Origin of the sequence: Sphingobium olei (genome assembly GCF_042678845.1) — a bacterium.
Classification (GTDB): domain Bacteria; phylum Pseudomonadota; class Alphaproteobacteria; order Sphingomonadales; family Sphingomonadaceae; genus Sphingobium; species Sphingobium olei.
In genome coordinates, this window is the sequence record NZ_JBHTLS010000118.1 from 15,651 (window position 1) to 41,268 (window position 25,618).

A 25,618-nucleotide genomic window follows, 5' to 3' on the forward strand; every position below is an offset into this window, starting at 1 on the left:
GCTCATAAGCCGCAGGGCCTCAGCGCCCCTTCCAGACGCCCTGCCGCTTCTCGATAAAGGCGGTCATGCCTTCCTTCCGGTCCTCCGTCGCGGTCAGGATCTGGAACAGGCGGCGTTCGGTCAGGATGCCCTGCGACAGGCCAGTTTCGAACGCGATGTTGACCATTTCCTTGTTCACCATCGCGGCCATGGGCGGCAGCGCGGCGATGGTCGCCGCCGTTTTCAGCGCTTCGTCCAGCAGGTCAGCGGCGGGGACGATGCGGCTGACAAGCCCGGCGCGTTCCGCCTCGGCGGCATCCATCATGCGGCCGGTCAGGCACATCTCCATCGCCTTCGCCTTGCCCACCGCGCGGGTCAGTCTCTGCGATCCGCCCATACCCGGCGCAACGCCCAGCTTGATTTCGGGCTGGCCGAACTTCGCCGTGTCGCCGGCGATGATGAAGTCGGCCATCATCGCCAGCTCGCATCCGCCACCCAGCGCAAAGCCCTGCACCGCGGCGATCCAGGGCTTGCGCGTGGCGACGACGCCGGTCTGCCAGCCGGAGAAGAAGTCTTGCAGGAAGAAGTCGGCCGCGTCCTTCTCGACCATTTCCTTGATGTCCGCGCCGGCAGCGAATGCTTTCTCGCCGCTGCCGGTCAGCACCGCGCAGCGCTGGCCCGGATCGGCGTCGAAGGCGGCGAACGCGGCGCTGAGGTCGGCCAGCACATCGCTGTTGAGCGCGTTGAGCGCCTGCGGCCGGTTGAGCGTGATGAGCGTCACCGCATCGCGCTGTTCCACCAGGATCGTTTCGTAAGTCATTGCCGTCTCCCCTTATCCTTTCGGCGGACCTTATGCGGCGAAGTGCCCATTCGCCAGCCTGGCCCGCAAGCAAAAATGCAGCACCTAGCGGCACAAATGCATGAAATCCCGGTCGTAGCTTTTGAGATGCGCGCCGCCATCGACATAGAGCGTCTGGCCCGTCGTCGCGGTCGCTTCCGTCAGGTACAGCACGGCCTGCGCAATCTGTTCGGCTTGGGGAAGCCGCTGGAGCGGCATCAGGTCCGCCAGCCTTTCCATCTGCGCCTCGTCATAATCGGGCGTGGCGATGGTAAGCCCCGGCGCGACGGCATTGACGCGGACGCGCGGGGCCAGGCTGTGCGCGGCGGTGCGGGTGAGGCCGGCGAGCGCCACCTTCGAGAGGGTGTAGGCCAGTTGGTCGGCGTGGGGATGGTCGATCCGTTGGTCCAGGATGTTGACGATGCATCGGTCGCCCACGCCCGCAGGAATGGTGGCGAACGCCTTGGTCAGCATCGCCGGCGCGGCGCAGTTCACCGCATAGTGGCGCATCAGGTCGTCGGCAGTCACATTCTCCAGCCGGTCCTGGCCGAAAATCGCCGCACTGTTGACCAGGATGTCGGGCGGCCGCCCGAACCGTTCGGCGACCTTCGCCACCAATTCTTCCGCGCCCTCCGGATCGGCGAAATCCACGACGAACCCCTCCCACTCGGTCGCCTCCTTCTCGAAGGTCAGCGCCAGATGGGAATCGAGCCGCGTGTCATGACTGCCGTGGATGGCGAGCGAATGGCCCGCCCGCGCCAGCGCGCCGGCGATCATCCCGCCCAGCCGGCGGTGACCGCCGGTGACGAGCGCCAGCCGCTTGGGCGCGAGCGGCGCGCCTACCGGCTCGGCTGTCGTCCGCGCCTTGCCCAGCGGGCGATAGGAGGGTTCCTGCGGCTCGCTCATGAAGCGATGAGCTTCAGCACTTCCTCCCGCGACTTTTCATCGTCCCGGAATACCCCCAACATGCGGCTCGTCTTCATGATCACGTTGGGCGTCCGCACGCCGCGCCCGGTCATGCAGCCATGCGTCGCCTCGATCACCACGGCCACGCCCTGGGGCTTTAGATGTTCCCAGATGCAATTGGCGACTTCCGACGTCAGCCGTTCCTGCACCTGAAGCCGGTTGGCGAAGGCATGGAGCACCCGCGCGAGCTTGGATATGCCGACGACATATTGGCCGGGCAGATAGGCGATATGCGCCTTGCCCACGATCGGCGCCATATGATGTTCGCAATGGGACTGGAACGGAATGTCCTTCAACAGCACGACATCGTCATAGCCGCCCACTTCGTGGAAGATGCGGGACAGATGGTAGGCGGGATCGTCGCCATAGCCGCGGCAATATTCGCGCCAGGCGCGCGCCACGCGCTCGGGCGTCTCGACCAGCCCCTCGCGAGCCGGCTCGTCGCCCGCCCAGCGGATCAGGGTGCGGATGGCGTCGCTGACTTCGGCCGGAACCGGCTCCTTGCCCTCTCCAACGGTTTCCGCATCGATGTCATGTGCCATGGACTGGCGCCTCCTTCCGACTTTGGGCCGCATATGGCGGGTCGGCCCCGCAATGGCCAGCGGCTTTTCGGCCCGCTGGACAGGATGGCCGGCTGGTGGCACATCGATTCTCCTACCGGACCGGCCAAATCGATGCATCCCCTGCCTTCACATCATGCGTACTGAACGGATCGCCGCCGTCCTGCTTGCGGCGGGCACGTCGTCCCGCTTCGGCGAGGACGACAAGCTGATGGCCGATCTGCGCGGCAAGCCCGTGGCGGCGCACACGCTTGAGACGGTCGCTTCCATGGCCTTTGCCGAGCTGGTCGCGGTGGCACGTCCGATCGCTCTGGCGCCCGTCATCCACCGCAAGCTGGAGCGGCGCGGTTACACGATCCTGGTCAACGACAAGCCGGAAGAAGGCATATCGGCCAGCATCGTCCGTGCGGTGGAGCATGTGATGCCGCTGCGCCGGGTGCGGGGCATCCTCATCTGCCTGGCCGACATGCCGAACATCCCGCCCAGCCATTATAATCGCGTCTGCCTGGCGGCGGAGGATATTCGCTCGGTGGTCGCCAGCACGGACGGCTTCTCCTCCTCGCCGCCCGCCTTCATCGGCCGCAAGCATTTTCCCGAACTGCTGGCGCTGAAGGGCGACCAGGGCGCGCGCGCGCTGCTGAGCCACGGCATCCAGATCGAGACGAGCGGCGCGGTGCTGCACGACATCGACACGGTGGAAGACCTGCAATCCTGGCGGTCCGTCACGCCGGGCTGAGCCTTTTCCAGGCAGACGGCATCGTCTGCCGGCTCGGAAAAGGCGGCAAACCAGAAATCTGGACTCAGCTCGACCGGGTGGGGTCGATCCACCCCTCCCCCATCTCGCGCGCGTCGGGTGCGCGGCCGAGCGGCAGGGATCCCGTCTGCCGTTCGATCCGGCGATGCACGACCGGCGCGTCAGGCCCGGCATGCAGCGCGTGGATCGCGTCGCTGTTGGCGATGTCGGCTACCGTGCGCCGCTGGTTGTGCCGGACATAGTCGAGCCATGTGGCGACGTGATAGCGCTCGACCCACAGGTCGGGTTCGCCTAGGTCGCGCAGCAGTTGCCAGCCATGCGCACCGTCCCGCCGACGGATGCGGCGGCGCTCGTTCATCGCGGTCAGGAAGGGCACGACCGATCCGGCCGGAATGCGATATTCGATGGTGATGACGATGGGGCCGCTGCGCGGCTCGACCGGGACGGCGGTGTCGGGCTCATGCCAATCGCCGCGCGGGTCCAGATTGTCGTTGCCGATCTGCGGCAGGGCACGCCAGAAGCCCAGGATAGCGGCGATGAACTGCGCGCCTGCCGCCGCATAGAGGCCCGCCGCCACGCCATGGCTTTCGGCGACCCAGCCGAACAGCCACGCGCCCAGCGCCATGCCACCGAATGCGACCATCTGGTAAAGCGCGACCGCCCGCGCCACCACCCAGCGCGGCGCGGACATCTGAACCGACACGTTGAAGGTGGAGAGCGCCAGCACCCAACCGGCGCCGGCCACCATATAACCCACCAGGGCGAGGACGAGCCAGGGGCTCGCCGCCGTGAGCGCGGTGCCGAGCGCAAGGGCAAGGGCGGAACAGCGCACGAGGGTTTCGACCGAAACGCGCGCCCGCAACCGGCGCGAGGACAGCGCGCCCAGCACCGCGCCGAGGCCAAACGCGCCGCTGGTGATGCCGAAGGTAAGCGCGCCGCCGCCCAGCAGATCGCGCGCGACCAGCGGCATCAGCGCCGACACGGCACTCGCCCCCACCCCGAACGCGCCGGATCGCAGCAGCACCAGCCTGATCTTGGGCGAAGCCGCGACATAGCCGATGCCGTCGAGCATGGCGAAGCCGATGCGCTCGCGCGGCAGCAGCTTGGGCGGGATTGTCGGCCGCCAGCGGAACAACACCGCCAACAGCGCGACATAGCTGAACGCGTTGGTGAGGAACGCCGCCGCCGCGCCGGCCGTCGCGACGATCACGCCGCCCAGCGCCGGGCCGATGCTGCGCGCAAGGTTGAAGCCCATGCTGTTCATCGCCACCGCGCTCGGCAGCACCGGGCGCGGCACCATGTCGCCGACCGACGCTTGCCAGGCAGGGCCGTTCACCGCCGTCGCGCAGCCGATGAAGAAGGTGAAGGCGAGCAGCAGCCACGGCGTCATCCACCCGATCCAGGCCGTTACCGCAAGCGCGGCCGACGTGACGAGCATCGCGGACTGGCAGGCGATCATCACCTTGCGCCGGTCCAGGTTGTCAGCGACCGCCCCCGCCCACAACGATAGCAGCATGATCGGCAGGGTCGTCGCCGCCGGCACGAGCGCGATCAGCAGTGGGGAAGCCGACAATGAGGTCATCATCCACGCCGCGCCGACGGACTGGATCAGGCCGCCGAAATTGGAGGCAAGGCTGGCAAGCCAGATGGCGCGGAACACCGGGATGGAAAAAGGCGAAGGCAGCTTTTCCGCCGATGCTTGGGTCGCGACATCCATGGCGATCGATATAGGCCACTCGCCCCCCGGCGCAACGCCGATACCGTACGACCACCGGATGTTGCTCCGGCTCAGGGGATTCGCGGGCGAAATGCGACAGCAAAGTAGACAGCCAAAACCCTGTCCGATCATCCGCCCCTACGGCGCGGCGGGGCTGGACCGAACAACGCAATAGACACTTGCACTTTACGTAAACGTAAATACATTCCTCTGCATATCCGACGCGCCTCAATGGCCTCACCGGAGAGGGAATGAACATGGAAGCCTATATTTACGACGCCGTCCGAACGCCGCGAGGCCGGGGCAAGGCGGACGGGTCGCTGCACGAAATCACGCCGATCCAGCTTGCGACGCAGGTGCTGGAAGCGGTGCGCGACCGCAACGCCATTGACACAGCCGACGTGGACGACGTGATCCTGGGCTGCGTCAGCCCGGTGGGCGAACAGGGCGCGGACATTGCGCGCGTCGCGGTGCTGAACGCCGATTATGCCCAGACCGTACCGGGCGTTCAGATCAACCGCTTCTGCGCGTCCGGCCTCGAAGCCGTTAACATGGCGGCGGCAAAGGTCTTTTCGGGTGAGGCTATGTTCGCCATCGGCGGCGGCGTCGAATCCATGAGCCGCGTGCCCATGGCGTCGGACGGCGGCGCATGGGCGATGGACCCGGCGGTCGCCTACAAGACCTATTTCGCGCCGCAGGGCATCGGCGCCGACGTGATCGCGACCAAGTTCGGCATCAGCCGCGACGATGCGGACGCCTATGCCGTGGAGAGCCAGAAGCGCGCGAAGCAGGCGTGGGACGAAGGGTGCTTCGCCAAGTCCATCGTGCCGGTGAGGGACGTGATCGGCCGCGTGGTCCTCGACCATGACGAACATATGCGGCCCGACGCGACGATGCAGTCGCTGGGCGCACTGAAGCCCAGCTTTGCGGCATTGGGCGAGGAGATGCCGGGCTTCGACACCGTCGCCCTGCTGCGCTACCCGGAGCTGGAGAAGGTCAACCATGTTCACCATGCCGGCAACAGCAGCGGCATCGTGGACGGCGCGGCAGCCGTGCTGGTCGGCAACGCGCAGATGGGCGAGAAATATGGGTTGAAGCCCCGCGCCCGGATCAAGGCGATGGCTTCCATCGGGTCCGAACCGCTGATCATGCTGACCGGGCCGGAATTCGTGGCAGGCAAGCTGCTCGCCCGCGCCGGCATGACACAGAGCGACATCGACCTGTGGGAACTGAACGAAGCGTTCGCGTCCGTTGTGCTGCGCTACATGCAGGCGATGGACCTCGACCATTCGAAGATCAACGTCAACGGCGGCGCGATCGCCATGGGCCACCCACTCGGCGCGACCGGCGCGATGGTGCTGGGCACCGCGCTGGATGAGCTGGAACGCTCGGGCAAGGGCACGGCGCTCATCAACCTGTGCGTGGGCGCAGGGATGGGCACCGGCATCATCATCGAGCGCGTGTAAGCAGCGGATTAGGAGAGACTGACATGAAAACCATCCGCTTCGACATCGACGGCGACGGCATCGCCACCCTGACGATCGACGTGCCGGGCCAGTCGATGAACGTCATCGGTCCCGACCTCCTTGCCGATCTGGATGCCGCGATCACGCGCATCGGATCGGAAGACGGCATCAAGGGCGCGGTGATCGCATCCGGCAAGGACAGCGGCTTCATGGCCGGCATGGACCTCAAATATTTCGGGTCGATGCTGGCGACCGGCACCGGCGAGCGTCCTGCCCCCGCCGAAATCTTCGACAAGGTGTTCGTCCTCAACCAGCTGCTCCGCCGCCTGGAAACCTGCGGCAAGCCGGTCGCCTGCGCCATCGAAGGAACCTGCGTCGGCGGCGGTTTCGAGCTGGCGCTGGCCTGCCACCGCCGTTTCGTGGGCGACAGCAGCAAGACGCAGCTTGGCCTGCCCGAAATCCTGATCGGCCTCTTCCCCGGTGGCGGCGGGTCTCAGCGGCTACCACGCATCATGGGCGTGCAGGCATCGCTGATGTACATGCTCCAGGGCAAGCTGTTCCGCCCCGCCGAGGCCGCGATGCTGAAGGTCGTGGACGCCGTCGTACCGCAGGGCACGGCGCTGGACGCCGCGCGCGAATGGGTGAAGGCGAACCCGACCGCCAACACGCAGCCATGGGACGTCAAGGGCTTCAAGGTTCCCGGCGGGGCGGGCGGCTTCAACCCCGCCTTCGTGCAGACGATGGCCGGTGCGCTGCCGATGACGCTCAAGCAGACGCAGCGGAACATGAACGCGCCGATCGCCCTGCTGTCCGCTGTCTATGAAGGCATCACCCTGCCCATGGACCGCGCGATCCAGATCGAAAGCAAATATTTCGCCAAGGTCGCCGCCGACCCCCAGGCGAGCAACATGATCCGCACCCTCTTCGTCAACAAGCAGGCGGCCGAGCGCGGCGCGCGCCGGCCGAAGGATGAGGCGAAGGCGCCTACGCGCAAGCTCGCGATGCTCGGCGCTGGCATGATGGGTGCCGGTATCGCCACCGTCGCGGCGCAGGCCGGGATGGAGGTCGTGCTGTTCGACCGCGACCTCGCCTATGCGCAAAAGGGCAAGGCGCATGTCGAGGAGCAGCTCAAGAAACGCATCGGCAAGGGCATGACGCCCGAAAAGATGGCCGAGACGCTGGCGCGCGTGACGCCGACCACCGACTATGCGGCGCTCGCCGGAAGCGACTTCGTGATCGAAGCCGTGTTCGAGGATGTAGCGATCAAAGCGGAGGTCACGAAACAGGTCGAGGCGGTTCTGGGCGCGGACACGATCTTCGGGTCGAACACCTCCACCCTTCCCATCACGAAACTGGCCCAGGCGTGGAGCAAGCCCGAGAATTTCATCGGCGTCCATTTCTTCTCGCCGGTGGAAAAGATGCCGCTGGTCGAGATCATCCTGGGCGAGAAGACCGGGCCGGCTGCGATCGCCAAGGCACTGGATTTCGTGGCGCAGATCAAGAAGACGCCGATCGTGGTGCATGACAGCCGTGGCTTCTACACTTCGCGCAGCTTCGGCACCTATGTGCAGGAAGGCGCGGAGCTGATTGGCGAAGGCGTCAATCCGGCGCTGGTCGAAAATGCCGGCAAGCAGCTCGGCATGCCGACCGGACCTCTGGCGGTGAGTGACGAAGTGTCGATCGAACTTGGCGTCAAGATCATGACCGCCGCCAAGAAGGAGCTGGGCGACGCCTACGTCCACCAGGCGTCCGACGATGTCGCGGTGAAGATGGTCGAGGCCGGGCGGCTGGGCCGCAAGAACGGCAAGGGCTGGTACGATTATCCTGAAGGCGGGAAGAAACATCTGTCGCCCGTCATAGGCGAGATGTTTCCGCGCGCGCTGCACCAGCCCGATGTCGAGGCGGTGAAGGAGCGGCTGCTCTATCGCCAGCTGATCGAATGCGCCCGCTGTTTCGAGGAAGGCGTGTTGGAAACGCCCGAGGATGGCGACATCGGCGCGATCTTCGGCTGGGGCTTCGCGCCTTACACCGGCGGGCCGTTCAGCCATATGGATACGGTGGGCATCGCGCAGGTAGTCGAGACGCTGGACCGGCTGGCGGCCGAGCATGGCCCGCGCTTCGCCCCGACGCAACAGCTGCGCGACATGGCGGCGAGCGGCGCGACCTTCTATGGCAAGGCGAGTGCGAAAGCGGCCTGATCGCCCCTGTAAATCGTCATGATACTAAGCTAGGTCTCCCCGGCATCTGCTGGGGAGACTTTGGTTTATGAGCGACAAGCCTACGGTTCTGGTGACGGGCGGCGCGGGCTATATCGGCAGTCATGCCGTGCTGGCGCTGAAGGACGCCGGCTATGGCGTCGTCGTGATCGACAATCTGGTGACGGGGTTCGACTGGGCTGTGCCGCAGGGCGTGCCGCTGGTGCGCGGCGACATTGCCGACCAGCCGCTGGTGGAAGCGACGCTGCGCGAGCATGGCGTGCGGGCGATCATGCATTTCGCCGGATCGGTCGTGGTGCCGGAATCGGTCGAAAACCCGCTCAAATATTATCACAACAACAGTGCCAAGACCCGCGACCTGATCGAGAGCGCGGTGCGTGTGGGCGTGCCGCACTTCATCTTTTCCTCCACTGCCGCCACCTACGGCATACCGGAGGAAAGCCCGGTCAGGGAAACCACGCCGCAACGGCCGATCAATCCCTATGGCATGTCGAAGCTGATGACCGAATATATGCTGCGAGACGTCGCGGCCGCGCACCCGATGAACTATTGCGCGCTGCGCTACTTCAACGTCGCAGGCGCAGACCCGCAGGGACGCAGCGGCCAGTCGACGGCGGGCGCGACCCACCTTATCAAGGTCGCGGTCGAAGCGGCGCTCGGCAAGCGCAGCCATGTCGGCGTCTTCGGCACCGATTTCGACACGCCGGACGGCACGGGCGTACGCGACTATATCCATGTGACCGACCTTGCCGCCGCGCATGTGCTGGCGCTGGAGGCGCTGATCGCCGATCCTTCGCGCAGCCATATGCTGAACTGCGGCTATGGCCGGGGCTTTTCCGTGCTGGAAGTGCTGGATGCGGTCGATCGCGTCACCAACATGACCATCGAGCGCCGGATCGAGGGCCGCCGCGCGGGCGACCCGGATTCCCTGATTTCCGACAATCGCGCCATAATGGCGGAATTCCCCTGGCGACCGGCCCATGACGACCTGAACGAGATCGTCACCCACGCGCTGGCCTGGGAACGCAAGCTGAGCGACCGGCGGGGCGCGTGAGCGAGGAGAGCGTCCGCGCCTTCCTCGCCGACCACGCGCCCGATATCGCGATCATCGATCAGGGGGTGAGCACCGCGACGGTGGCGGACGCGGCCGCTGCCCTTGGCGTGGAGCCGGCCCGCATCGCCAAGACGCTGTCGCTGCGGATCGGGGAGCAGGTCGTTCTCCTTTGCGCACGGGGCGACGCGCGGCTTTCCAATGGCAAGGCCAAGGCCGCTCTCGGCGCCAAGCCCCGGATGTTGGGCGGGCATGAGGTGGAGGAGATCACTGGCCATCCGGTCGGCGGCGTCTGCCCCTTCGGCCTCGCGACGCCCCTGCCCGTCTATTGCGACATCTCTCTCCAGGCGTTCGAGACGGTCTTTCCGGCCGCCGGATCGCGCACCGCCTCGGTCGAACTGACGCCAGATCGGCTCGCGGCCTTGACCGGAGCGCAATGGGTGGACATCTGCACCCTTCCCCAGGACACGGAATGAGCCATGCCGACCGAACATCTTTTTCAGACAGGCGGAGAGGCCGCCGCCGACCTTGCCCGCCGCATCGCCATCCTGCTGACGGAGGCCATCGCTCAGCGGGGCGTCGCCACCCTCGCCGTGTCTGGCGGACGGTCGCCCCGCCCGGTGCTGGAGGCCCTGTCGAAGGAACCCATCGACTGGACGAAGCTGATCGTCACGCTGGTCGATGAACGCTGGGTCGATCCCGTTAGCGCCGACAGCAACGAACGGCTGGTGCGCGAGACCTTGTTGCAGGGCCCGGCGGCAGAGGCGCGTTTCGTGCCGATGAAGACCCATGCGGCCGACGCCTATGCGGGCCAGGCGGAGGTGGAGCAGGCCTTCGCCGCCCTCCCCTGGCCGCTCGACATCGTCCTGCTGGGCATGGGCGATGACGGCCATACGGCGTCGCTCTTCCCGCAGGCCGCCGAACTGGCCGATGGTCTCTCCTCGCCCGCACGCATTATCTCCGTGACGCCGCCCGCCGCGCCGCACCAGCGCCTGTCCCTCACCGCAAGCGCGATCCTCGCCAGCCGCCATATCTTCCTCCAGATCGGCGGCGCGGCGAAGAAGGCGGTCTATGACCGGGCGCTTGCCGGCGGGCCGGTCGAGGAACTGCCCATCCGCCTAGCCCTGCTGCAGGACGAAACGTCGGTGGAGGTGTGGATCGCGGAAAGCTAGGCGTCCGGCGCATGCTTTGAGATCAGGTAGCGCCAGACGCCGGTCGCGTTGATGAATAGAAGGGCCACATTCTGCCAGCCGATCCCCTCGCTATTTTTGTCCAGGAAACCCCAAGCCGTCAGCGCCAGCGAACTGGTGACGAACAGCACGAACGCCCATCCGGTAATCCGGCGGCCAAGGTTCAGAGAGACAATGAGCGCCGCGAGCGTCGCCGCCCCCGCGCCATAATATTGCAGGACGGTGAGCATGTTTTGGTTCATGTCCTTCCCAACGCGGGGCAGCCCGCGCCCGTTGCCGAAACGCACATAGGTTAGTCAGGTTCATGATCGCCGAGATTTCTCCCTTCCACGCCATCGCCATCAGCCGCGAGGCCCACGCGCTGGAGGCGCAGGGCCGGTCGATCCTGCACATGGAATTCGGCCAGCCGTCCACCGGCGCCCCGGCCAAGGCGATCGCGCAGGCGCATCATGTGCTCGACACCGATCCGATGGGCTATTGGGAAAGCACGGCGCTCAAGGAACGGATCGCGCGGCTCTATGCCGACCGGCACGGCGTCGCGGTCGATCCCGAACAGGTGCTGCTGACCTGCGGCGCGTCGCCCGGGCTAGTGCTGGCGCTCACCTGCCTGTTCGCGCCGGGCGCGCGGGTGGCGACGGCGCGGCCGGGCTATGTCGCCTATCGCAATACATTGAAAGCCCTCTATCTTGAGCCGCTGGAGATCGCCTGCGGCCCGGCCGAACGCTATCAGATCAGCGCCGACGCGCTGGCTGGGATCGATCCCGCGCCCGATGGCCTGATCCTCGCCAGCCCCGCCAATCCCACCGGAACGATCATCCCGCCGGACGAACTGGCCGCGATCGCCCGCGTCTGCGCCGAACGGGGCATCCGCATCGTCTCCGACGAAATCTATCATGGCCTCAGCTTCGGCGAGCCGGCCCACAGCATGCTGGAATATGCGCCGGACGCGGTGATCGTGAACAGCTTTTCCAAATATTACAGCATGGCGGGCTGGCGGCTCGGCTGGATCGTGGTGCCGCCGGACGTGATCGGCGCGGCGCGGGCGCGGATGGGCAATCTGTTCCTGACGCCACCGGTGCTGGCGCAGCGGGCCGGCCTCACCGCCTTCGACTGCGTTGACGAATTGGAGGGGCATGTCGATACCTATCGCCGCAACCGGAAGCTGTTGCTGCACGCGCTGCCCGCGCTCGGCCTGGCCCGGATCGCGCCACCCGACGGCGCCTTCTATATCTATGCCGACATCAGCCACCTGACCAACGACAGCCTCGCCTTCTGCCAGAAGCTGCTCCGCGAAACCGGCGTAGCGACCGCGCCGGGCGTGGATTTCGATCCGGTGGACGGCCACCGTTTCATCCGCTTCAGCTTCGCGGTGTCGACCGATCGGGTGGAAGACGCCATCGCACGCATGACGCCTTGGTTTCAGGCGCAAGGCATGCAGAGATAGCGACCGGTCCCGGAGGGGCCGCAAGGCCGAACGGCCACCCGAGCTTATGCGAGGAAGCCAAGGCGGCGGATGCCGCCGCCGGCGATTGAGGACTGACAAAAGATGGTGCGGGTGGTCGGGCTCGAACCGACACTCCTTGCGGAACCGGATTTTGAGTCCGGCGCGTCTACCAGTTTCACCACACCCGCACGGCTGGGAAAGGCCAAATGGCAAAATCCGCGCGCAGCGTCCAGCCGAAAATCCCGTTGACCTGCTTCAATCGTCCCGCCGGGTCGGCGGCGCGAAGCTGACTTGCGCCAGCCGCCATGCCTGATCCGGCTCGCCGGGCCACAGGGCATCGATATCCACCGGCTCCTGCGGGCCTGCATGGCCATGCACTTCCGCGCGGATAAGGCGGCCGGTTTCGCGCAGCCGCACGGTCGCGCCGGGACAGCGCTGCTCCAGCCGCAAACGCAGCGCTTCCGCATCCGGCGACAGGTCCGGGCCGGACAGGGCACGCGGCGCGCCGTCCACCAGTTCCGCCGTCGATGACCGCAACGCCTTGATCCCGTCATGGATGATGTCGACCGATATGATCGCGGCGGCGACGGAATCCGCCCACCACCAGCCAAGGCCGAGGCCGATGATCCCGGCAAACCCCGCCGCGCCGGTCATCCAGTTGGCCTTGTTCATCAGCGCGTCGGTATGCAGCAGCTTGTCGCTCAGCTTTTCCGCGAGCGGTAATTCCTTCCGCCCGATGATGAGCGGCGGGACCAGGGCATAAAACTGCGCCGCCAGCATCAGCCACCCCAGCCAGATGTCGCGGCCCAACAGCCGCACCGACCCTACCGTGGCATGTTCGGCGCGGATCAGCGTCATGATCGAATCCCACAGCAGCAGCGCCCCCGTCGCAGCCAGTGAGATGGCGGCGATGAAGAAGCCAAGGCCATTCACCCGCTCGAATCCGAAGGGGAAGCGCTTCGTCCGCCGCGCCTTGCGTTCCATCCGTGCGGCCACGAGGAAGGCGATGGGTGGCACAAGGCCGAGCATATCCTCGGTCCAGGCGGTCTTCATCGTCTGGCTCTGCCCCATGACGACGCCCATCACTATGACGATGCTGATGGTCCATCCGATATTCCAATATTCCAGGCGTTCCGCCCGCCGCAGCGCGTGCAGGACGTCATCGGGCAGGGCATCGGCGGTGGCCGTCATTGCTCAGCCCCCGACTCGGCGACGGTACGCGCGATCCGCTCCACCTGCATGATCCATCGATTCTCGCCGTTGCGCAGCACCGGGTAATATTCGATCCGCGCTTCCCCCTGCCCCGTCGCGGCCAGCGGTGGGCCGGGCGTCACGTCGATCATCCATGGACTCTTGGGATCGAGCGGCGCGAGTACGAGGTCGAGATCGCCCCGTTCCAGTTGCTTGAACAGTGTCTCGGTGGATCCGGCGCGCAGCACGGGCCGCGCGCCGGTCTCGTGGGCAAGGCGGCGCAGCAGCCGAGCGGCGGCCGGGCGGGCAAAGTCGCTGTCGCCCTGCACCAGCCCGACCCTGATCTGCCGTGACCGAGCGATCGCCTCGCTCGTTCCTTCAGGATCACGGGGCATGGCGCCGCATCCGGCAAGGACGATCAGGAGACTGGCGGCAAGGGCTTTCATTCCGCTTGCTTAACGGCCGGACGCACGCGCCGGTTCCCCGGTCAGTCCTTCTGCGCTTGCCCCGGATAGGCATGCGCCTTCAGCACGCCGGCCAGATGCGCGGCATTTCCAGCCACCATCTTCGCCGTTTCCAGAACCTTGTCCGGCGTCTTTTCCAGATCCTTGAAGTCGGTCGATCCCATCGCCTCTCCCACCCAGTAGCAGGCAGCGACTGCGGGAATGGTCCAGCCGACATCGTTCAGGCTCTGGAAAATCTGGGCGGATGCGGCGTGCGCGCCATCCTCATTGCCGACGATAGCCGCCACCGCCACCTTGGAATAGCTCGGCATCCGCCCGCGCCCGTCGGTTTCGGAAAGGAAGGCGTCCATCCGCTCCAGCACCCGCTTGGCGACGCTGCCCGCCTGTCCCATCCAGATCGGCGTGCCCAGGATCAGGATGTCGGCCGCCAATATCTTCTCCCTAATGGCGGGCCAGTCGTCGCCTTCGCCTTCGTCGGACGTGACGCCGGGCAAGACATTGTGCGCGGCGATGCGGATCGTGTCGGCCACCTCTACGCCCTGCGCGGCGAATTGCTCCGCCAGGACGGCGATCATCGCGTCGGTCGAGCTGGGCTCGCCCGTGCCGCGCTTCAGGGTACAGTTGAGCGGCTGAGCCGTCAGCATGGGACGCTCCTTTCAAGGAATGGATGGGAAAAATGATCGTGCAGACGCAATTTGAAGCGCGCGAAAGGGAGCGAAGTTCCGCAGCATTGCGGCCGCGATGCCAGCACGATAGCCTGCTTGCGTAACGAACCGTCCCCGCTATAAGACGGCCTCGTGCAGACATCGTTGTGACCCAAACGGAGAAGGACCATCCTTTGACCGAACCGTCTGCCACGTTCCTGCTGTTCGGCGCCACCGGCGATCTGGCGCGCAGGATGATCTTCCCCTCGCTCTACAATCTTCACGCGGACGGGCTGCTGCCGGACGACTTCCTGATCGTCGCGTCGGGCCGTTCGGAAATGGACGACGAGGCTTTCCGCAAGGATGTGGACGCGGCGCTGCGCAAGTTCCTGGCAGCCGACCGCTATGACGAGGCGATCGCTTCCGCCTTCCTGCCGATGATCCAGTATCAGCCGGTCGAGGCCGGCAATGCGGACCAGTTCAAGGCGCTGGCCGAGCGGCTGGACGGCCGGGCGGCTCGCGGCCTGTCCGTCTATCTGTCCACCCCGCCCTCGCTCTTCGCCCCGACGGCGCAGGGACTGGCGGACGCAGGCCTGATCCAGCCGGACACCCGCATCGCCATGGAAAAGCCGATTGGCAAGGATCTCGCCTCCTCCCGCCAAGTGAATGACGGCATCGGCGCGCTGTTCGACGAAAGCCAGATTTTCCGCGTCGATCATTATCTGGGCAAGGAAACGGTCCAGAATCTTCTCGCGCTGCGCTTCGGCAATGTCATGTTCGAGCCGCTGTGGAACGCGACCGCCATCGACCATGTCCAGATCACCGTAGGAGAGACGGTCGGACTGGAGGGGCGCGTCTCCTATTATGACGGCGTGGGTGCGCTGCGTGACATGGTGCAGAATCATGTGCTCCAGATCCTGTCGATCATCGCGATGGAGCCGCCCGCGCGGATGGACCCGACCGCCGTGCGCGACGAGAAGGTGAAGGCGCTGCGCTCGCTCCGCCCCATGACCGACGAGACGGTGAAGACCCACAGCGTGCGCGGCCAATATACGCCAGGCGCGGTCTGCGGAGAGATCGTGACCGGCTATGCCGACGAGCTGGGCCAACCGTCCGATACCGAAACCTTCGTGGCGTTGAAGGCGCATATCGACAATTGGCGCTGGCAGGGGGTTCCCTTCTATCTGCGCACCGGCAAGCGGATGCCAGCGCGCCAGTCGGAAATCGTGATCCAGTTCAAGCCGGTGCGGCACAGCATCTTCGGCCGCGACGGGCATGGCACTGGCCTTGAACCCAACACCCTGGTCATCCGCCTTCAGCCGGAGGAATATATCCGGCTTCAGATCATGTCGAAGCGGCCGGGTCTCGAACGGCAGGTGCGGCTGGAGGAAGTCACGCTCGACGTGTCACTGACCGCCGCCTTCGCCGGGCAGCGCCGCCGCATCGCCTACGAACGGCTGATCCTGGACCTGCTCGCCGGCGACCAGACCCTGTTCGTCCGCCGAGACGAGGTGGAGGCGCAATGGACCTGGATCGACAGCATCATCGAAGGGTGGAAGGACGCCAACATGAAGCCCTCCCCCTATAGTTCGGGGAACTGGGGGCCGTCTTCGGCCATTGCCCTGATCGAACGCGACGGAGCAAGCTGGCATGACTGATCTTCACCCTACCATCGCCAAGGTGACGGAGCGCATCATCGAGCGCAGCCGACCGCGCCGCCGCCAATATCTGGACCTGATCGAGCGCGGCAGGGACGCGGGGACCAATCGCGACCAGCTGTCCTGCGGCAACCTGGCCCACGGCTTCGCCGCGAGCGGCGAGGACAAGCCGGTGATCCGCACCGGCAAGGCGATGAACATCGGCATCGTCACCGCCTATAACGACATGCTGTCGGCGCATCAGCCCTATGGCCGCTACCCCGAGCAGATCAAGATCGCCGCGCGGGAAGTCGGCGCGACGGCGCAGGTGGCGGGCGGCGTGCCCGCCATGTGCGACGGCGTGACGCAGGGGCAGGCGGGCATGGACCTGTCGCTCTTTTCCCGCGACACCATCGCGCTCGGCACCGCCGTCGCCCTGTCCCACGCCATGTTCGAGGGCGCATTGCTGCTCGGCATCTGCGACAAGATCGTGCCCGGCCTGCTGATCGGCGCGCTGCGCTTCGGCCATCTGCCCACCATACTGATCCCCGCCGGGCCAATGCCCTCTGGCCTCGCCAACAAGGAGAAGGTGCGCATCCGCCAGCTCTATGCCGAAGGGAAGGTCGGGCGCGAGGAACTGCTGGAATCCGAAAGCGCCTCCTATCATGGGGCTGGCACCTGCACCTTCTACGGCACGGCGAACAGCAACCAGATGATGATGGAGATGATGGGCCTGCACATGCCCGCCGCCTCCTTCGTCAACCCGGGCACGAAGCTGCGCACCGAACTCACCCGCGCGGCGGTGCATCGGGTGGCGAGCATCGGCTGGGATGGCGACGATTACCGCCCGCTGGGTCACTGCGTCGATGAAAAGGCGATCGTCAATGCGATGATCGGGCTGATGGCGACGGGCGGTTCGACCAACCACGCGATCCACCTGCCCGCCATAGCGCGGGCGGCGGGGATCAGCATCGACTGGACCGACTTGGCGGAGATTTCCGATGTCGTGCCGCTGCTGGCGCGGGTCTATCCCAATGGCTCCGGCGACGTGAACCATTTCCATGCCGCTGGCGGCATCAGCTACGTGATCCGCGAGCTTCTCGACGCCGGCCTGCTCCACCGCGACATCATGACCGTCGCGCGCGCCGACCTCACCGATTATGGCAAGGAGCCGGTGCTGGAGGACGAGGCGCTGCAATGGCGCGACGTTCCAGCCTCGCGCGACGAAAATATGCTGCGGCCCGCGTCCAATCCGTTCCAGGCGGACGGCGGCATGAAGCTGCTCCAGGGCAATCTGGGCCGCTGCGTCATGAAGGTGAGCGCGGTGGACAAGGAGCGCTGGACGATCGAGGCGCCCGCAGCCGTCTTCCACACCCAGGACGACGTGCTGCGCGCCTTCAAGGCGGGCGAACTGGAGCGGGATGTCGTGGTTGTCGTCCGCTTTCAGGGGCCGCGCGCCAATGGCATGCCGGAACTGCACAAGCTGACCCCGGCGCTCGGCGTGCTTCAGGATCGCGGCTTCAAGGTCGCGCTGCTGACCGATGGCCGCATGTCGGGGGCTTCCGGCAAGGTGCCGGCCGCCATCCATTTGTCGCCCGAAGCGCTCGGCGGCGGCCCCATCGGCAAGCTGCGCGACGGCGACATGGTGCGCGTCTGCGCGCAGCAGGGCGTGGTGGAGGCGTTGGTCGATGCGGCCGAATGGGAGGCGCGCGATCATCCCGTCCCGCCGCCGCCGCCCTACGACACCGGCCGCGAACTCTTCGCCCTCTTCCGCCATCACAGCGACCTTGCCGAACAGGGCGCGTCGCCGATCCTGGCGGCGATGGAAACTGAGCTTCAATAATCATCGTCATGCCAGCAAAGGCTGGCATCTCAAGCGGCACGGCGCGACCCGGCCCTCCTGAGATCCCAGCCTTCGCTGCGATGACGAGTAAAAGAATGGATGCCCTGATGACCGATATCATCGCCGCCGACATCGGCGGGACCAATGCCCGGTTCGCCCGCGCCTCGCTGGACGAAAAGGGCGTGCCCACGCTCGGCACGGTGCGCAAATATAAGGTGGAGGAATATCCCAGCCTCCAGGCTTGCTGGGCCGCCTTTGCGGAGGATGAGAAGAAGGCCGGCGCGGGCGACCTGCCTGATGCGGCCTCCATCGCCTTTGCCACCGCGATCGGGCGCGAGGTCATCAAGCTGACCAACAGCAATTGGGTGATCCGCGCCGACACGCTGGCGCAGGATATCGGCGTCCGCACCGTCCGCCTGGTCAATGATTTCGAGGCTGTCGCTTTCGCTGTCTCGCGCCTGCCTCCTGAAAATCTGCCGCTGCTCTTCGGTGAGGACCGGCCTTTCCCCTATGATGGCGGCGTCACCGTCATGGGACCGGGCACGGGCCTGGGCGTGGCGATGATCGCCTATGACAATGGCGAGCCGCATGTCATCGCGACCGAAGGGGGCCATCTGGATTTCGCGCCGCTCGACCATATCGAAGAACGCATCCTGTCCTATCTGCGCGACAAGTTCCTGCGCGTATCGACCGAACGCATCGTGTCCGGGCCGGGCCTCAACTATATCTACAAGGCGCTGGCGACGATCGGCCATGAGCGGGTCGTGTTGATGGAAGATCCCGAACTGTGGCAGGCGGCTCTCGACGGCAGCGACCCCTTCGCCCGCCGCGCGCTGGAGCGTTTCTGCATGTGCTACGGCTCGGTGGCGGGCGACCTGGCGCTGGCCCATGGCCCGCATAGCGTGGTGCTGGCCGGCGGCCTCACCCAGCGGATGAAGGATTTTCTGACGCAAAGCGGCTTCCATACCCGCTTCAAGGCGAAGGGCCGGTTCGAAAGCCTGATGGCGACCGTGCCGATCCGCTGCGCCATCCACGAAGAAATCGGGCTGTTCGGCGCCGCCGCAGCCTTTAGGGAGAAGTGAAGATGAGCAACCTGACCGTCGCGCAGGTGATGGAACTGGCCCCGGTGATCCCGGTGCTGGTGGTCGAGCGGGTGGAGGATGCCCTCCCCATCGCGCAAGCGCTGGTGAAGGGCGGCCTGCCCGCTCTGGAAGTGACGCTGCGCACCCCCGCCGCGCTCGACGTGATCCGCGAAATGGCGCAGGTGGAAGGCGCTGTCGTGGGCGCGGGCACGGTGCTCAACCCCGCGCAACTGGAATCTGCCATGAAGGCGGGCGCGCGGTTCGTCGTCAGCCCAGGCCTCACCGAGCCTCTCGGCAAGGCGGCGCTCGACGCAGGGATTCCCTTCCTGCCCGGCACCGCCACCGCCGCCGACATCATGCGCGGCATGGACATGGGCCTTTCCCACTTCAAATTCTTCCCGGCGGAAACGTCGGGCGGGCTTCCCGCGCTGAAGGCGCTCGCCGCGCCGCTGCACACCGCCCGCTTCTGCCCCACCGGCGGGATCACGCCTCAGAACGCGCCCGAATGGCTGGCCCAGCCCTTCATCAAATGCGTGGGCGGCAGCTGGGTCGTGCCCAAGGGGCCAGTCGACGCGGAAAAGATCGAGGCCCTGGCCCGCGAGGCTGCCGCCCTGCCCCGGCACGGTTCGGCGCGCTGACCCGGTTGCGCCGCCTGGCCTGCCGCCCTAGATGCAAGCCATGACTCCGCGCCGCCTCCTTGCCGCCTTCGCCCTGTTCCTGTCGGGCTGCGCCGGCGCGCCGCAAAGCTACCCCTCGCTCGCCAAACGCCCGATCGAAAGCGCGCCGGTAGCGGAGGCCGCTCCGCCCTCCGCCCCTGCCGCCGCCGATCCGGCGCTCAAGCAGGAGATCGACCGCAACGTGGCGCAGGCGGACAAGGGCGCCGCAGCCTTCGACGCCGCCTATGCCAAGGCCGACAAGGCGGTCGACGCAGCGAAGGGATCCGCCGTTTCCAGCGACGCCTGGGTCGCGGCGCAAGTCGCGATCAGCGCATTGGAGGCGGCTCGCAACGACAGCGTCTCCGCACTCGCCAGCCTCGACACCCTCTATGTCAGCCGCAGCAACAGCGTGGCGGATGGCAAGGCGGACGGCGGCTTGGCGGAAATCGACGCCGCCCGCACGGCAGCGCTCGCCCAAGTCGATCAACAAAACGACCGCATCGACGCGATGAAGGCCCGCCTGCCCCAGCCTTGAAGGGCGAGCGGAGCCGCCAGCAGTCTGGCCGCCTTTATCGTCACCCCGGACTTGATCCGGGGTGACGAAAGCGGGGGTAGCGCTGCCCTACCCCATTCCCTTCACCGCGCCCTTATGCGCCTTGGCATTGTGGACATAATGGTCCACGCCTTCGCGCATATCGATCAGCGCCTCGTCGGACAGGTCGCGCATGAACTTTGCAGGACGCCCGGCCCAAAGCTGGCGATTTCCCACCGTCTTGCCCGAGGTCAGCATCGCGCCCGCCGCCAGCATCGCATCGCTTTCCACGGTGCACCCGCTCATCACCACCGCGCCCAGCCCCACGAAGGCGCGGTCGTGCAGCACGCAGCCATGCACCATCGCGATGTGACCGATCAGCACGTCGTCTCCGATGATCGTCGGCCATCCGTCCAGCGGCCGGCCGTCCTGCCGCTCGCCCGCGCCGTCGCAATGGATGACGGTGCCGTCCTGGATATTGGTGCGCGCGCCGATGCGGATGCGGTTCACGTCCGCCCGGATGACGCAATTATACCAGACGCTGCTGTCCTCCCCGATCTCCACGTCGCCGATGATGCGGCAACCCGGCGCGATGAAGGCGCTGGGGTGGATGACCGGTGTCTTGCCGTTGAACGGGATGATGCTGACATCGGGGTAGTCGGGGTGCGACATGCGTCTCTCCTATGGTCTGATTTTCAGGATCGGCAGGATGCTGGCATGGTCGTCGGTCCAGGGCGAAAAGCCCGGCCGTCCTTCCAGCGCCTGCCACGGCGCGGGCTTGCTGCGCGTCTCCAGCCGCGCGAGCTGCGCGGGATCGCGGGACAGCGCGACCCAGATGGACGCGGAATAATGGCGCTCCGCCTCGCGCACGCTGGGCCGGTAGTGGCGCAGCATGGCGCGCCATCCTTCCGCCTTCGCATCCGCCGCCAGCACCGGCCGCAGGTCGAGATAGCGGTTGGAAATGTGGATCAGGAGCAGCCCGTCAGGCGAGAGCCTGCGGGCATAGACGCCCAGCGCTTCCCGCGTCAGCAGGTGCGTGGGGATGGAATCGGAGGAGAAGGCGTCGATCACCAATATGTCGGCCCCGCCCGCCGGCTGCCGCGCCAGCGTCATGCGCGCGTCCCCGATCACGATGTCGGCGCGCGGCTGGCACAGCGACAGGAAGGTGAAATGCGCAGGATCGACGGCGATTCGCGCCATCGCCGGATCGATCTCGTAGAAGCGCCAGCTTTGCCCCGGCCGCATGTAGCAGGCCAAAGTGCCCGCCCCCAGGCCCACGATGTCGATTCGCGCATGTGGCCCGAACAGCGTGGGCGCGGCCCGCAACGCCAGCCCCACGCCCGATCCCGGCGCATAATAGCTGGTCGGGTTCCGCTCCCGACCCGGTGCGCGGTCCTGAATGCCATGCAGGGTGGTGCCATGGAACAGGACGCGCTCGGTCGGGCTACGGTTCGCGACGCCATAGACGCCGAAATAGCTGCGCGTCAGCATGCCCGACGCGGACTGGGACAGCTTCTCCCAGCCGCTGAGGCACAGCATCAGATAAAGCAACAGCCCGGCGGACAGGATGCGGTGGCCAAGCGCCATCACGCCCATGGCGATGATGGTGACGAAGCAGATGGACTTGATCGGCGGCGCATTCCATTCCGGCCCCAGCAGGCCGCCGCCCACCGCCGACAGCAGCAGTCCCAGCAGCAGCATCGCCGCCGCCAGCCAGATGCGCCGCCGCGGATCGTCCCACAACAGGCGCGGCAGCCGCAGCATCGCCTCCCGGTCGGGTAACAGCAGCGACGCGGCCAGCAGCAGCAGCGGATATTCATAGGTCCAGTCGAAGATCAGCGGCGCAACCAGCGCGCAGAACAGCCCGCCAACCATTCCCCCCACCGACATGACGAGGTAAAATCGGGTCAGCTGCTCGGGCGCGGGGCGCAGGTCGTAAAGCCGCGCATGCAGCGCCGTCGCGCTGACGAACAGCACCGCCAGGATGCCGATGGCGATGAACACGGGAAAATGCACGCCCCCGGTAAAGGCGATGCACGCGCCGATCAGCAGGATGAGCGGGGCGATCAGGACGCACAGGTCCGCGCCCCCTCGCCGCGTGGCAAAGGCGACCGAGAAACTCAGCAGATAAAGGCCAAGCGGCAGCACCCACAGCATCGGCATCGCGACGATGTCGGTGGTGAGGTAGAGGCTGGTCGCCAGCATCAGGCCCGAAGGCACGGCGGCAAGGACCGTCCATAGCAGCATCGTCCGAGCATGTGGCGCGGGGGCAGATGCGTCCTTCGCCTCTTCGCGCTCGACCGGAACGGCGGGCAATCGCCGCGTGCTCGCATAGACGAGGAAGAAGAGCGCAGCATAGCCGAGCGACCAGAGGATGCTCTGGGCATGGAGGGTCATCAGCGGCTCGACCAGCAGCGGATAGGCGATCAGCCCCGCGAAACTGCCGAGGTTGGACGCCGAATAGAGCGGATAGGGATCCCCCTCCCCGGTTTCCCCATACCAGCGTTGAAGCAACGGTGCCTGCGCCGCCACCACGAAGAAGAGCGGCCCGATCGACGCGCCGAACAGCCATAGCACCCACAGCGCCGGCTCGATGTCCGCGGCAGGCTGCCAGTCGGCCAGGCCGATCGGCAGGAAGATCGCCGCCAGCAGGAACAGGCCGAGATGGATCACCGCCTGCCGCCGCGCGGGAAAGCGGCCCAGCCAGTGCGCATAGGCATAACCGCCCAGCAGCAGCGCCTGATAGACCAGCATCGCGCTGTTCCACACGGCCGGCGATCCGCCCAGCCGCGGCAACGCCATCCGCGCGATCATCGGCTGGACCAGGAACAGCAGGAACGATCCCGCACAGATCGTCAGGACGAAACGGGCGCGGGTTCCGGGATGTATCATGCCGCCCGCGTCATGCATCCGCCCTCACCCATTCAGCAGCCGGGCGGCGTGGAGCGCGTGATAGGTGAGCACGCCCGAGCAGCCCGCCCGCTTGAACGCCATCAGCGTTTCCAGGATCAGGGCGTCGCGGTCGCCCGCGCCGGCCGCCGCCGCATGTTCGATCATCGCATATTCGCCCGACACCTGATAGGCGAAGACGGGCACGGCGAAGCGGTCGCGCACCCGCGCCACGATGTCGAGATAGGGCAGGCCCGGCTTCACCATCACGCTGTCGGCCCCTTCGGCCAGGTCGAGCGCGACTTCGCGTAGCGCTTCCTCGCCATTGGCGGGGTCCATCTGGTAATTCTTCTTGTCGCCCTTCAGCAGCCCGCGCGATCCCACCGCGTCGCGGAACGGGCCGTAGAAGGCGCTGGCATATTTGGCGGCATAGGCCATGATCTGCACATTGGCATGGCCTTCCTCCTCCAGCGCCTCGCGGATCGCGCCGACGCGCCCGTCCATCATGTCGCTGGGCGCGATGATGTCCGCACCCGCCGCCGCCTGGTTGAGCGACTGGCCGATCAGCACGTCCACGGTCGCGTCGTTGACGACATAGCCGTTGGGATCGAGCAACCCGTCCTGCCCATGGGCGGTATAAGGGTCGAGCGCGACGTCGGTCAGCACGCCGATGTCGGGCACCGCATCCTTGATCGCGCGGATCGCCCGGCACATGAGATTATCTGGATTGAGCGCTTCCGCCCCGTCATCGCTACGGCGATTGGCCTGCGTGTTGGGGAAGAGGGCGAGGCAGGGAATGCCCGCGTCGCGCGCTTCCCTCGCGCGGTCGACGATCCTATCCACCGACCAGCGCGACACGCCGGGGAGCGCGACGATCGGCTCCTCTACGCCCTCCCCCTCGGTCACGAACAGCGGCCAGATGAAGTCGGCGGGCGACAGGCGGTTTTCGGCGTGCATCGCCCGGCTCCACGCCGTGGCGCGCGTGCGGCGCAGGCGAAGCGCGGGATAGGGGGCTTGGGTCATGGGGTGCGGGTGTAAGCGCGCGGGCGCAGCGGATCAAGGCGCGGCGCGACACTGACGCGTCAGTGGCAACAGGGGCGAAGTTCACACCATTCTTGGAATAAGCGAATGGCGGTTTTCGGCGCGGATTGCGGGCGCAAGGCGACTGCGACGCGGCTGCGAGGCGGCGGCGAGGCGACGCGAAGGCGACAGCGAGGCGACGGGGTCGCGCCAGTGAGGCGACAGTGAGGCGCGGGCGAGCGGAGCGGCGGCAGGACATGACGCAAGTGGATCATGCGGCGGGCGTGTAGGACAGGGGGGCAGTTGAGTTTCCATTAGCGGCCAGATGACAGCGGCGGAAGCTTCGCTATGATCCTTAAATGGTCAGGCACCTTTCCAAGCGAATCGACGCAATTTGCCGCAGCATTATCTTGTTAGCCGCTGCGACCTTGACCCTCGCCGCTAGCCCCGAACAAAACACGGCGGCCAAACCCAAAGAGGCGACACCCGAAACTAAGATAATTAAGCGCACGCAACCGCTCGCAGTTTCAATTGCCGCTCCCGTCCTAATGACGCAGCCCGCGATAATGCCGCCGCCCTGCGGACCGGGGCAGTATGAGAGCAAAGATGATCTCTGCGCTCAATGGAAGGCCGCAGACGCAGCTAGCAGTTCGGCTTCTTGGTCATGGTGGCAGATGCTAATCGCCGGGGGTGGCTTGTTGGTCGGCATAGTGACAATGGGCGCCGCTATAGCCGCTGCGTTTTTCGCTAAGCAGGCTGCTAACGAGACTAAAAAGAGCGCATCGGCGGCTTCGGAAGCCGTTACCGAAGCACGTGAAGCGAACAAAATCGCACAGCAGACTGGTGAAGCCCAAGTGAGATGCTACCTCAGCATCCAAAATGTACAGGTTTCTCTCAGCCGAGAATCTGAAACTAGTTCGATAACGACGTTCGAACCGAATGATCCGAACAAAAAAGACTCAATTTATCCCAATATTTTTTTCAAGGTTCGCAACCACGGAAATAGCCCTGCTATGGGAGTGTCATTCAATTTTTCGATAAAGTTTATGAGCCACTTTCTCAAGGATGGCTCCCACTATATGCAAGAACGTCAGAGTGAACGTCGGTTCCCTAGAGATGTTGATGATACGGAAGATTGGGGCGAGATAATACCAGCATCTGGCGAACTTTCTTATGACACGACATTAATGTTTTCCCTATCAGAATTTGAACACAGAGCTTTGAATACTCTGGACGCCGGCTTATCTATTTCTCTGGTTATCAGCATTATATTCTCTGATGTTTTCAACCATAAATTCTCAGAAGATTATTGTTTTTTAGGGGGCTGGAAAGGTCTATCCGGCACATCAACTGAACGCGGCCGGATAGACTTTCAAGCGATGCCCATTGAATGTTTTGAAACGCAAGAAGAGTTGCAGCGGCGACATGAAGAGAGACAATCAAACTGATTGCTACTTACCACACGCGACCTCTTCCCCA

At 65.8% G+C, this 25,618-nt stretch carries 24 protein-coding genes and 1 tRNA gene; 13 read left to right on the forward strand and 12 right to left on the reverse strand.

Features of this window, described 5'->3' with window-relative positions; translation table 11 throughout:
- Positions 1–19: 19 nt before the first annotated feature.
- The 3 genes from ACFQ24_RS09140 to folE form a co-directional block, all read right to left on the reverse strand.
- Positions 20–799, reverse strand: a complete 780-nt coding sequence (locus tag ACFQ24_RS09140; protein WP_380910518.1) for an enoyl-CoA hydratase-related protein — start codon at positions 797–799, stop codon at positions 20–22.
- Positions 800–883: 84 nt separating this feature from the next.
- Positions 884–1,723 carry an SDR family oxidoreductase gene (locus tag ACFQ24_RS09145; RefSeq protein WP_380910520.1) on the reverse strand — a complete coding sequence of 280 codons (840 nt, stop codon included), beginning with the start codon at positions 1,721–1,723 and terminating at the stop codon, positions 884–886.
- Positions 1,720–2,325 (reverse strand): GTP cyclohydrolase I FolE, encoded by a 606-nt coding sequence (gene folE, locus ACFQ24_RS09150; RefSeq protein ID WP_380910522.1) that lies wholly within the window; start codon positions 2,323–2,325, stop codon positions 1,720–1,722. Before folE ends, ACFQ24_RS09145 begins: the two co-directional genes overlap by 4 nt.
- A gap of 154 nt (positions 2,326–2,479) precedes the next feature.
- On the opposite strand from folE, the gene ACFQ24_RS09155 reads away from it, so the two are divergent.
- Positions 2,480–3,079 carry a nucleotidyltransferase family protein gene (locus ACFQ24_RS09155; protein WP_380910524.1) on the forward strand — a complete coding sequence of 200 codons (600 nt, stop codon included), beginning with the start codon at positions 2,480–2,482 and terminating at the stop codon, positions 3,077–3,079.
- 64 nt (positions 3,080–3,143) lie between these two features.
- Here ACFQ24_RS09155 and ACFQ24_RS09160 read toward each other — a convergent pair whose 3' ends face one another.
- Entirely contained in the window at positions 3,144–4,814 is a 1,671-nt protein-coding gene (locus ACFQ24_RS09160; protein WP_380910526.1) for an MFS transporter, read from the reverse strand.
- A gap of 257 nt (positions 4,815–5,071) precedes the next feature.
- Between ACFQ24_RS09160 and ACFQ24_RS09165 the strand changes: the two genes are divergently transcribed.
- The 5 genes from ACFQ24_RS09165 to pgl all read left to right on the forward strand — a co-directional run bounded on the left by ACFQ24_RS09165 (position 5,072) and on the right by pgl (position 10,719).
- Positions 5,072–6,280, forward strand: a complete 1,209-nt coding sequence (locus ACFQ24_RS09165) for an acetyl-CoA C-acetyltransferase (RefSeq protein ID WP_380910528.1) — start codon at positions 5,072–5,074, stop codon at positions 6,278–6,280.
- Positions 6,281–6,303: 23 nt separating this feature from the next.
- Positions 6,304–8,478, forward strand: coding sequence for a 3-hydroxyacyl-CoA dehydrogenase NAD-binding domain-containing protein (locus tag ACFQ24_RS09170; RefSeq protein WP_380910530.1), 2,175 nt, complete (start codon positions 6,304–6,306; stop codon positions 8,476–8,478).
- A gap of 67 nt (positions 8,479–8,545) precedes the next feature.
- Positions 8,546–9,550 (forward strand): UDP-glucose 4-epimerase GalE, encoded by a 1,005-nt coding sequence (gene galE / locus ACFQ24_RS09175; RefSeq protein ID WP_380910532.1) that lies wholly within the window; start codon positions 8,546–8,548, stop codon positions 9,548–9,550.
- Complete coding sequence (locus ACFQ24_RS09180; RefSeq protein ID WP_380910534.1) at positions 9,547–10,023, forward strand: YbaK/EbsC family protein; 477 nt, start codon at positions 9,547–9,549, stop codon at positions 10,021–10,023. Before galE ends, ACFQ24_RS09180 begins: the two co-directional genes overlap by 4 nt.
- A gap of 3 nt (positions 10,024–10,026) precedes the next feature.
- Complete coding sequence (gene pgl / locus ACFQ24_RS09185) at positions 10,027–10,719, forward strand: 6-phosphogluconolactonase (RefSeq protein WP_380910536.1); 693 nt, start codon at positions 10,027–10,029, stop codon at positions 10,717–10,719.
- On the opposite strand, the gene ACFQ24_RS09190 is transcribed toward pgl, so the two are convergent.
- Positions 10,716–10,979, reverse strand: coding sequence for a hypothetical protein (locus ACFQ24_RS09190; protein ID WP_380910538.1), 264 nt, complete (start codon positions 10,977–10,979; stop codon positions 10,716–10,718). The genes pgl and ACFQ24_RS09190 overlap by 4 nt on opposite strands.
- 62 nt (positions 10,980–11,041) lie before the next feature.
- Here ACFQ24_RS09190 and ACFQ24_RS09195 point away from each other — a divergent pair, with 62 nt between their 5' ends.
- Complete coding sequence (locus tag ACFQ24_RS09195; protein WP_380910540.1) at positions 11,042–12,181, forward strand: pyridoxal phosphate-dependent aminotransferase; 1,140 nt, start codon at positions 11,042–11,044, stop codon at positions 12,179–12,181.
- A 103-nt stretch (positions 12,182–12,284) separates the two neighbouring features.
- Here the strand turns inward: ACFQ24_RS09195 and ACFQ24_RS09200 are convergent.
- The 4 genes from ACFQ24_RS09200 to ACFQ24_RS09215 form a co-directional block, all read right to left on the reverse strand.
- Positions 12,285–12,369, reverse strand: a tRNA-Leu gene (locus ACFQ24_RS09200).
- A 67-nt stretch (positions 12,370–12,436) separates the two neighbouring features.
- The gene (locus ACFQ24_RS09205) at positions 12,437–13,372 is read right to left on the reverse strand and encodes a cation transporter (RefSeq protein WP_380910542.1); all 936 of its coding nucleotides are present in this window, start codon (positions 13,370–13,372) and stop codon (positions 12,437–12,439) included.
- Positions 13,369–13,818 (reverse strand): hypothetical protein, encoded by a 450-nt coding sequence (locus ACFQ24_RS09210; protein WP_380910544.1) that lies wholly within the window; start codon positions 13,816–13,818, stop codon positions 13,369–13,371. The genes ACFQ24_RS09205 and ACFQ24_RS09210 overlap by 4 nt, the downstream gene beginning before the upstream one ends.
- Before the next feature lie 41 nt (positions 13,819–13,859).
- Positions 13,860–14,480, reverse strand: coding sequence for a flavodoxin family protein (locus ACFQ24_RS09215; RefSeq protein ID WP_380910546.1), 621 nt, complete (start codon positions 14,478–14,480; stop codon positions 13,860–13,862).
- Positions 14,481–14,674: 194 nt separating this feature from the next.
- On the opposite strand from ACFQ24_RS09215, the gene zwf reads away from it, so the two are divergent.
- From zwf to ACFQ24_RS09240, 5 genes are all read left to right on the forward strand, one after another.
- Positions 14,675–16,138 carry a glucose-6-phosphate dehydrogenase gene (gene zwf / locus ACFQ24_RS09220; protein WP_380910548.1) on the forward strand — a complete coding sequence of 488 codons (1,464 nt, stop codon included), beginning with the start codon at positions 14,675–14,677 and terminating at the stop codon, positions 16,136–16,138.
- Entirely contained in the window at positions 16,131–17,960 is a 1,830-nt protein-coding gene (gene edd / locus ACFQ24_RS09225; protein WP_380910550.1) for a phosphogluconate dehydratase, read from the forward strand. Before zwf ends, edd begins: the two co-directional genes overlap by 8 nt.
- Before the next feature lie 107 nt (positions 17,961–18,067).
- The gene (glk, locus tag ACFQ24_RS09230) at positions 18,068–19,042 is read left to right on the forward strand and encodes a glucokinase (protein WP_380910552.1); all 975 of its coding nucleotides are present in this window, start codon (positions 18,068–18,070) and stop codon (positions 19,040–19,042) included.
- Between the two features lie 2 nt (positions 19,043–19,044).
- The gene (gene eda / locus ACFQ24_RS09235; protein ID WP_380910554.1) at positions 19,045–19,680 is read left to right on the forward strand and encodes a bifunctional 4-hydroxy-2-oxoglutarate aldolase/2-dehydro-3-deoxy-phosphogluconate aldolase; all 636 of its coding nucleotides are present in this window, start codon (positions 19,045–19,047) and stop codon (positions 19,678–19,680) included.
- A gap of 40 nt (positions 19,681–19,720) precedes the next feature.
- A complete protein-coding gene (locus tag ACFQ24_RS09240; RefSeq protein WP_380910556.1) occupies positions 19,721–20,233 on the forward strand; it encodes a hypothetical protein in 513 nt (170 codons plus the stop codon).
- Between the two features lie 87 nt (positions 20,234–20,320).
- Here ACFQ24_RS09240 and ACFQ24_RS09245 read toward each other — a convergent pair whose 3' ends face one another.
- The 3 genes from ACFQ24_RS09245 to hemB are packed head-to-tail and all read right to left on the reverse strand — an operon-like array spanning position 20,321 to position 24,142.
- Positions 20,321–20,902, reverse strand: coding sequence for a gamma carbonic anhydrase family protein (locus ACFQ24_RS09245; protein ID WP_380910557.1), 582 nt, complete (start codon positions 20,900–20,902; stop codon positions 20,321–20,323).
- Positions 20,903–20,911: 9 nt separating this feature from the next.
- Positions 20,912–23,140, reverse strand: coding sequence for a fused MFS/spermidine synthase (locus ACFQ24_RS09250; protein ID WP_380910559.1), 2,229 nt, complete (start codon positions 23,138–23,140; stop codon positions 20,912–20,914).
- Between the two features lie 6 nt (positions 23,141–23,146).
- Positions 23,147–24,142: a porphobilinogen synthase gene (gene hemB / locus ACFQ24_RS09255; protein WP_380910561.1), complete on the reverse strand. Its 996-nt coding sequence runs from the start codon at positions 24,140–24,142 to the stop codon at positions 23,147–23,149.
- 356 nt (positions 24,143–24,498) lie between these two features.
- Between hemB and ACFQ24_RS09260 the strand changes: the two genes are divergently transcribed.
- Positions 24,499–25,587, forward strand: a complete 1,089-nt coding sequence (locus ACFQ24_RS09260; RefSeq protein WP_380910563.1) for a hypothetical protein — start codon at positions 24,499–24,501, stop codon at positions 25,585–25,587.
- Positions 25,588–25,618 lie beyond the last annotated feature (31 nt).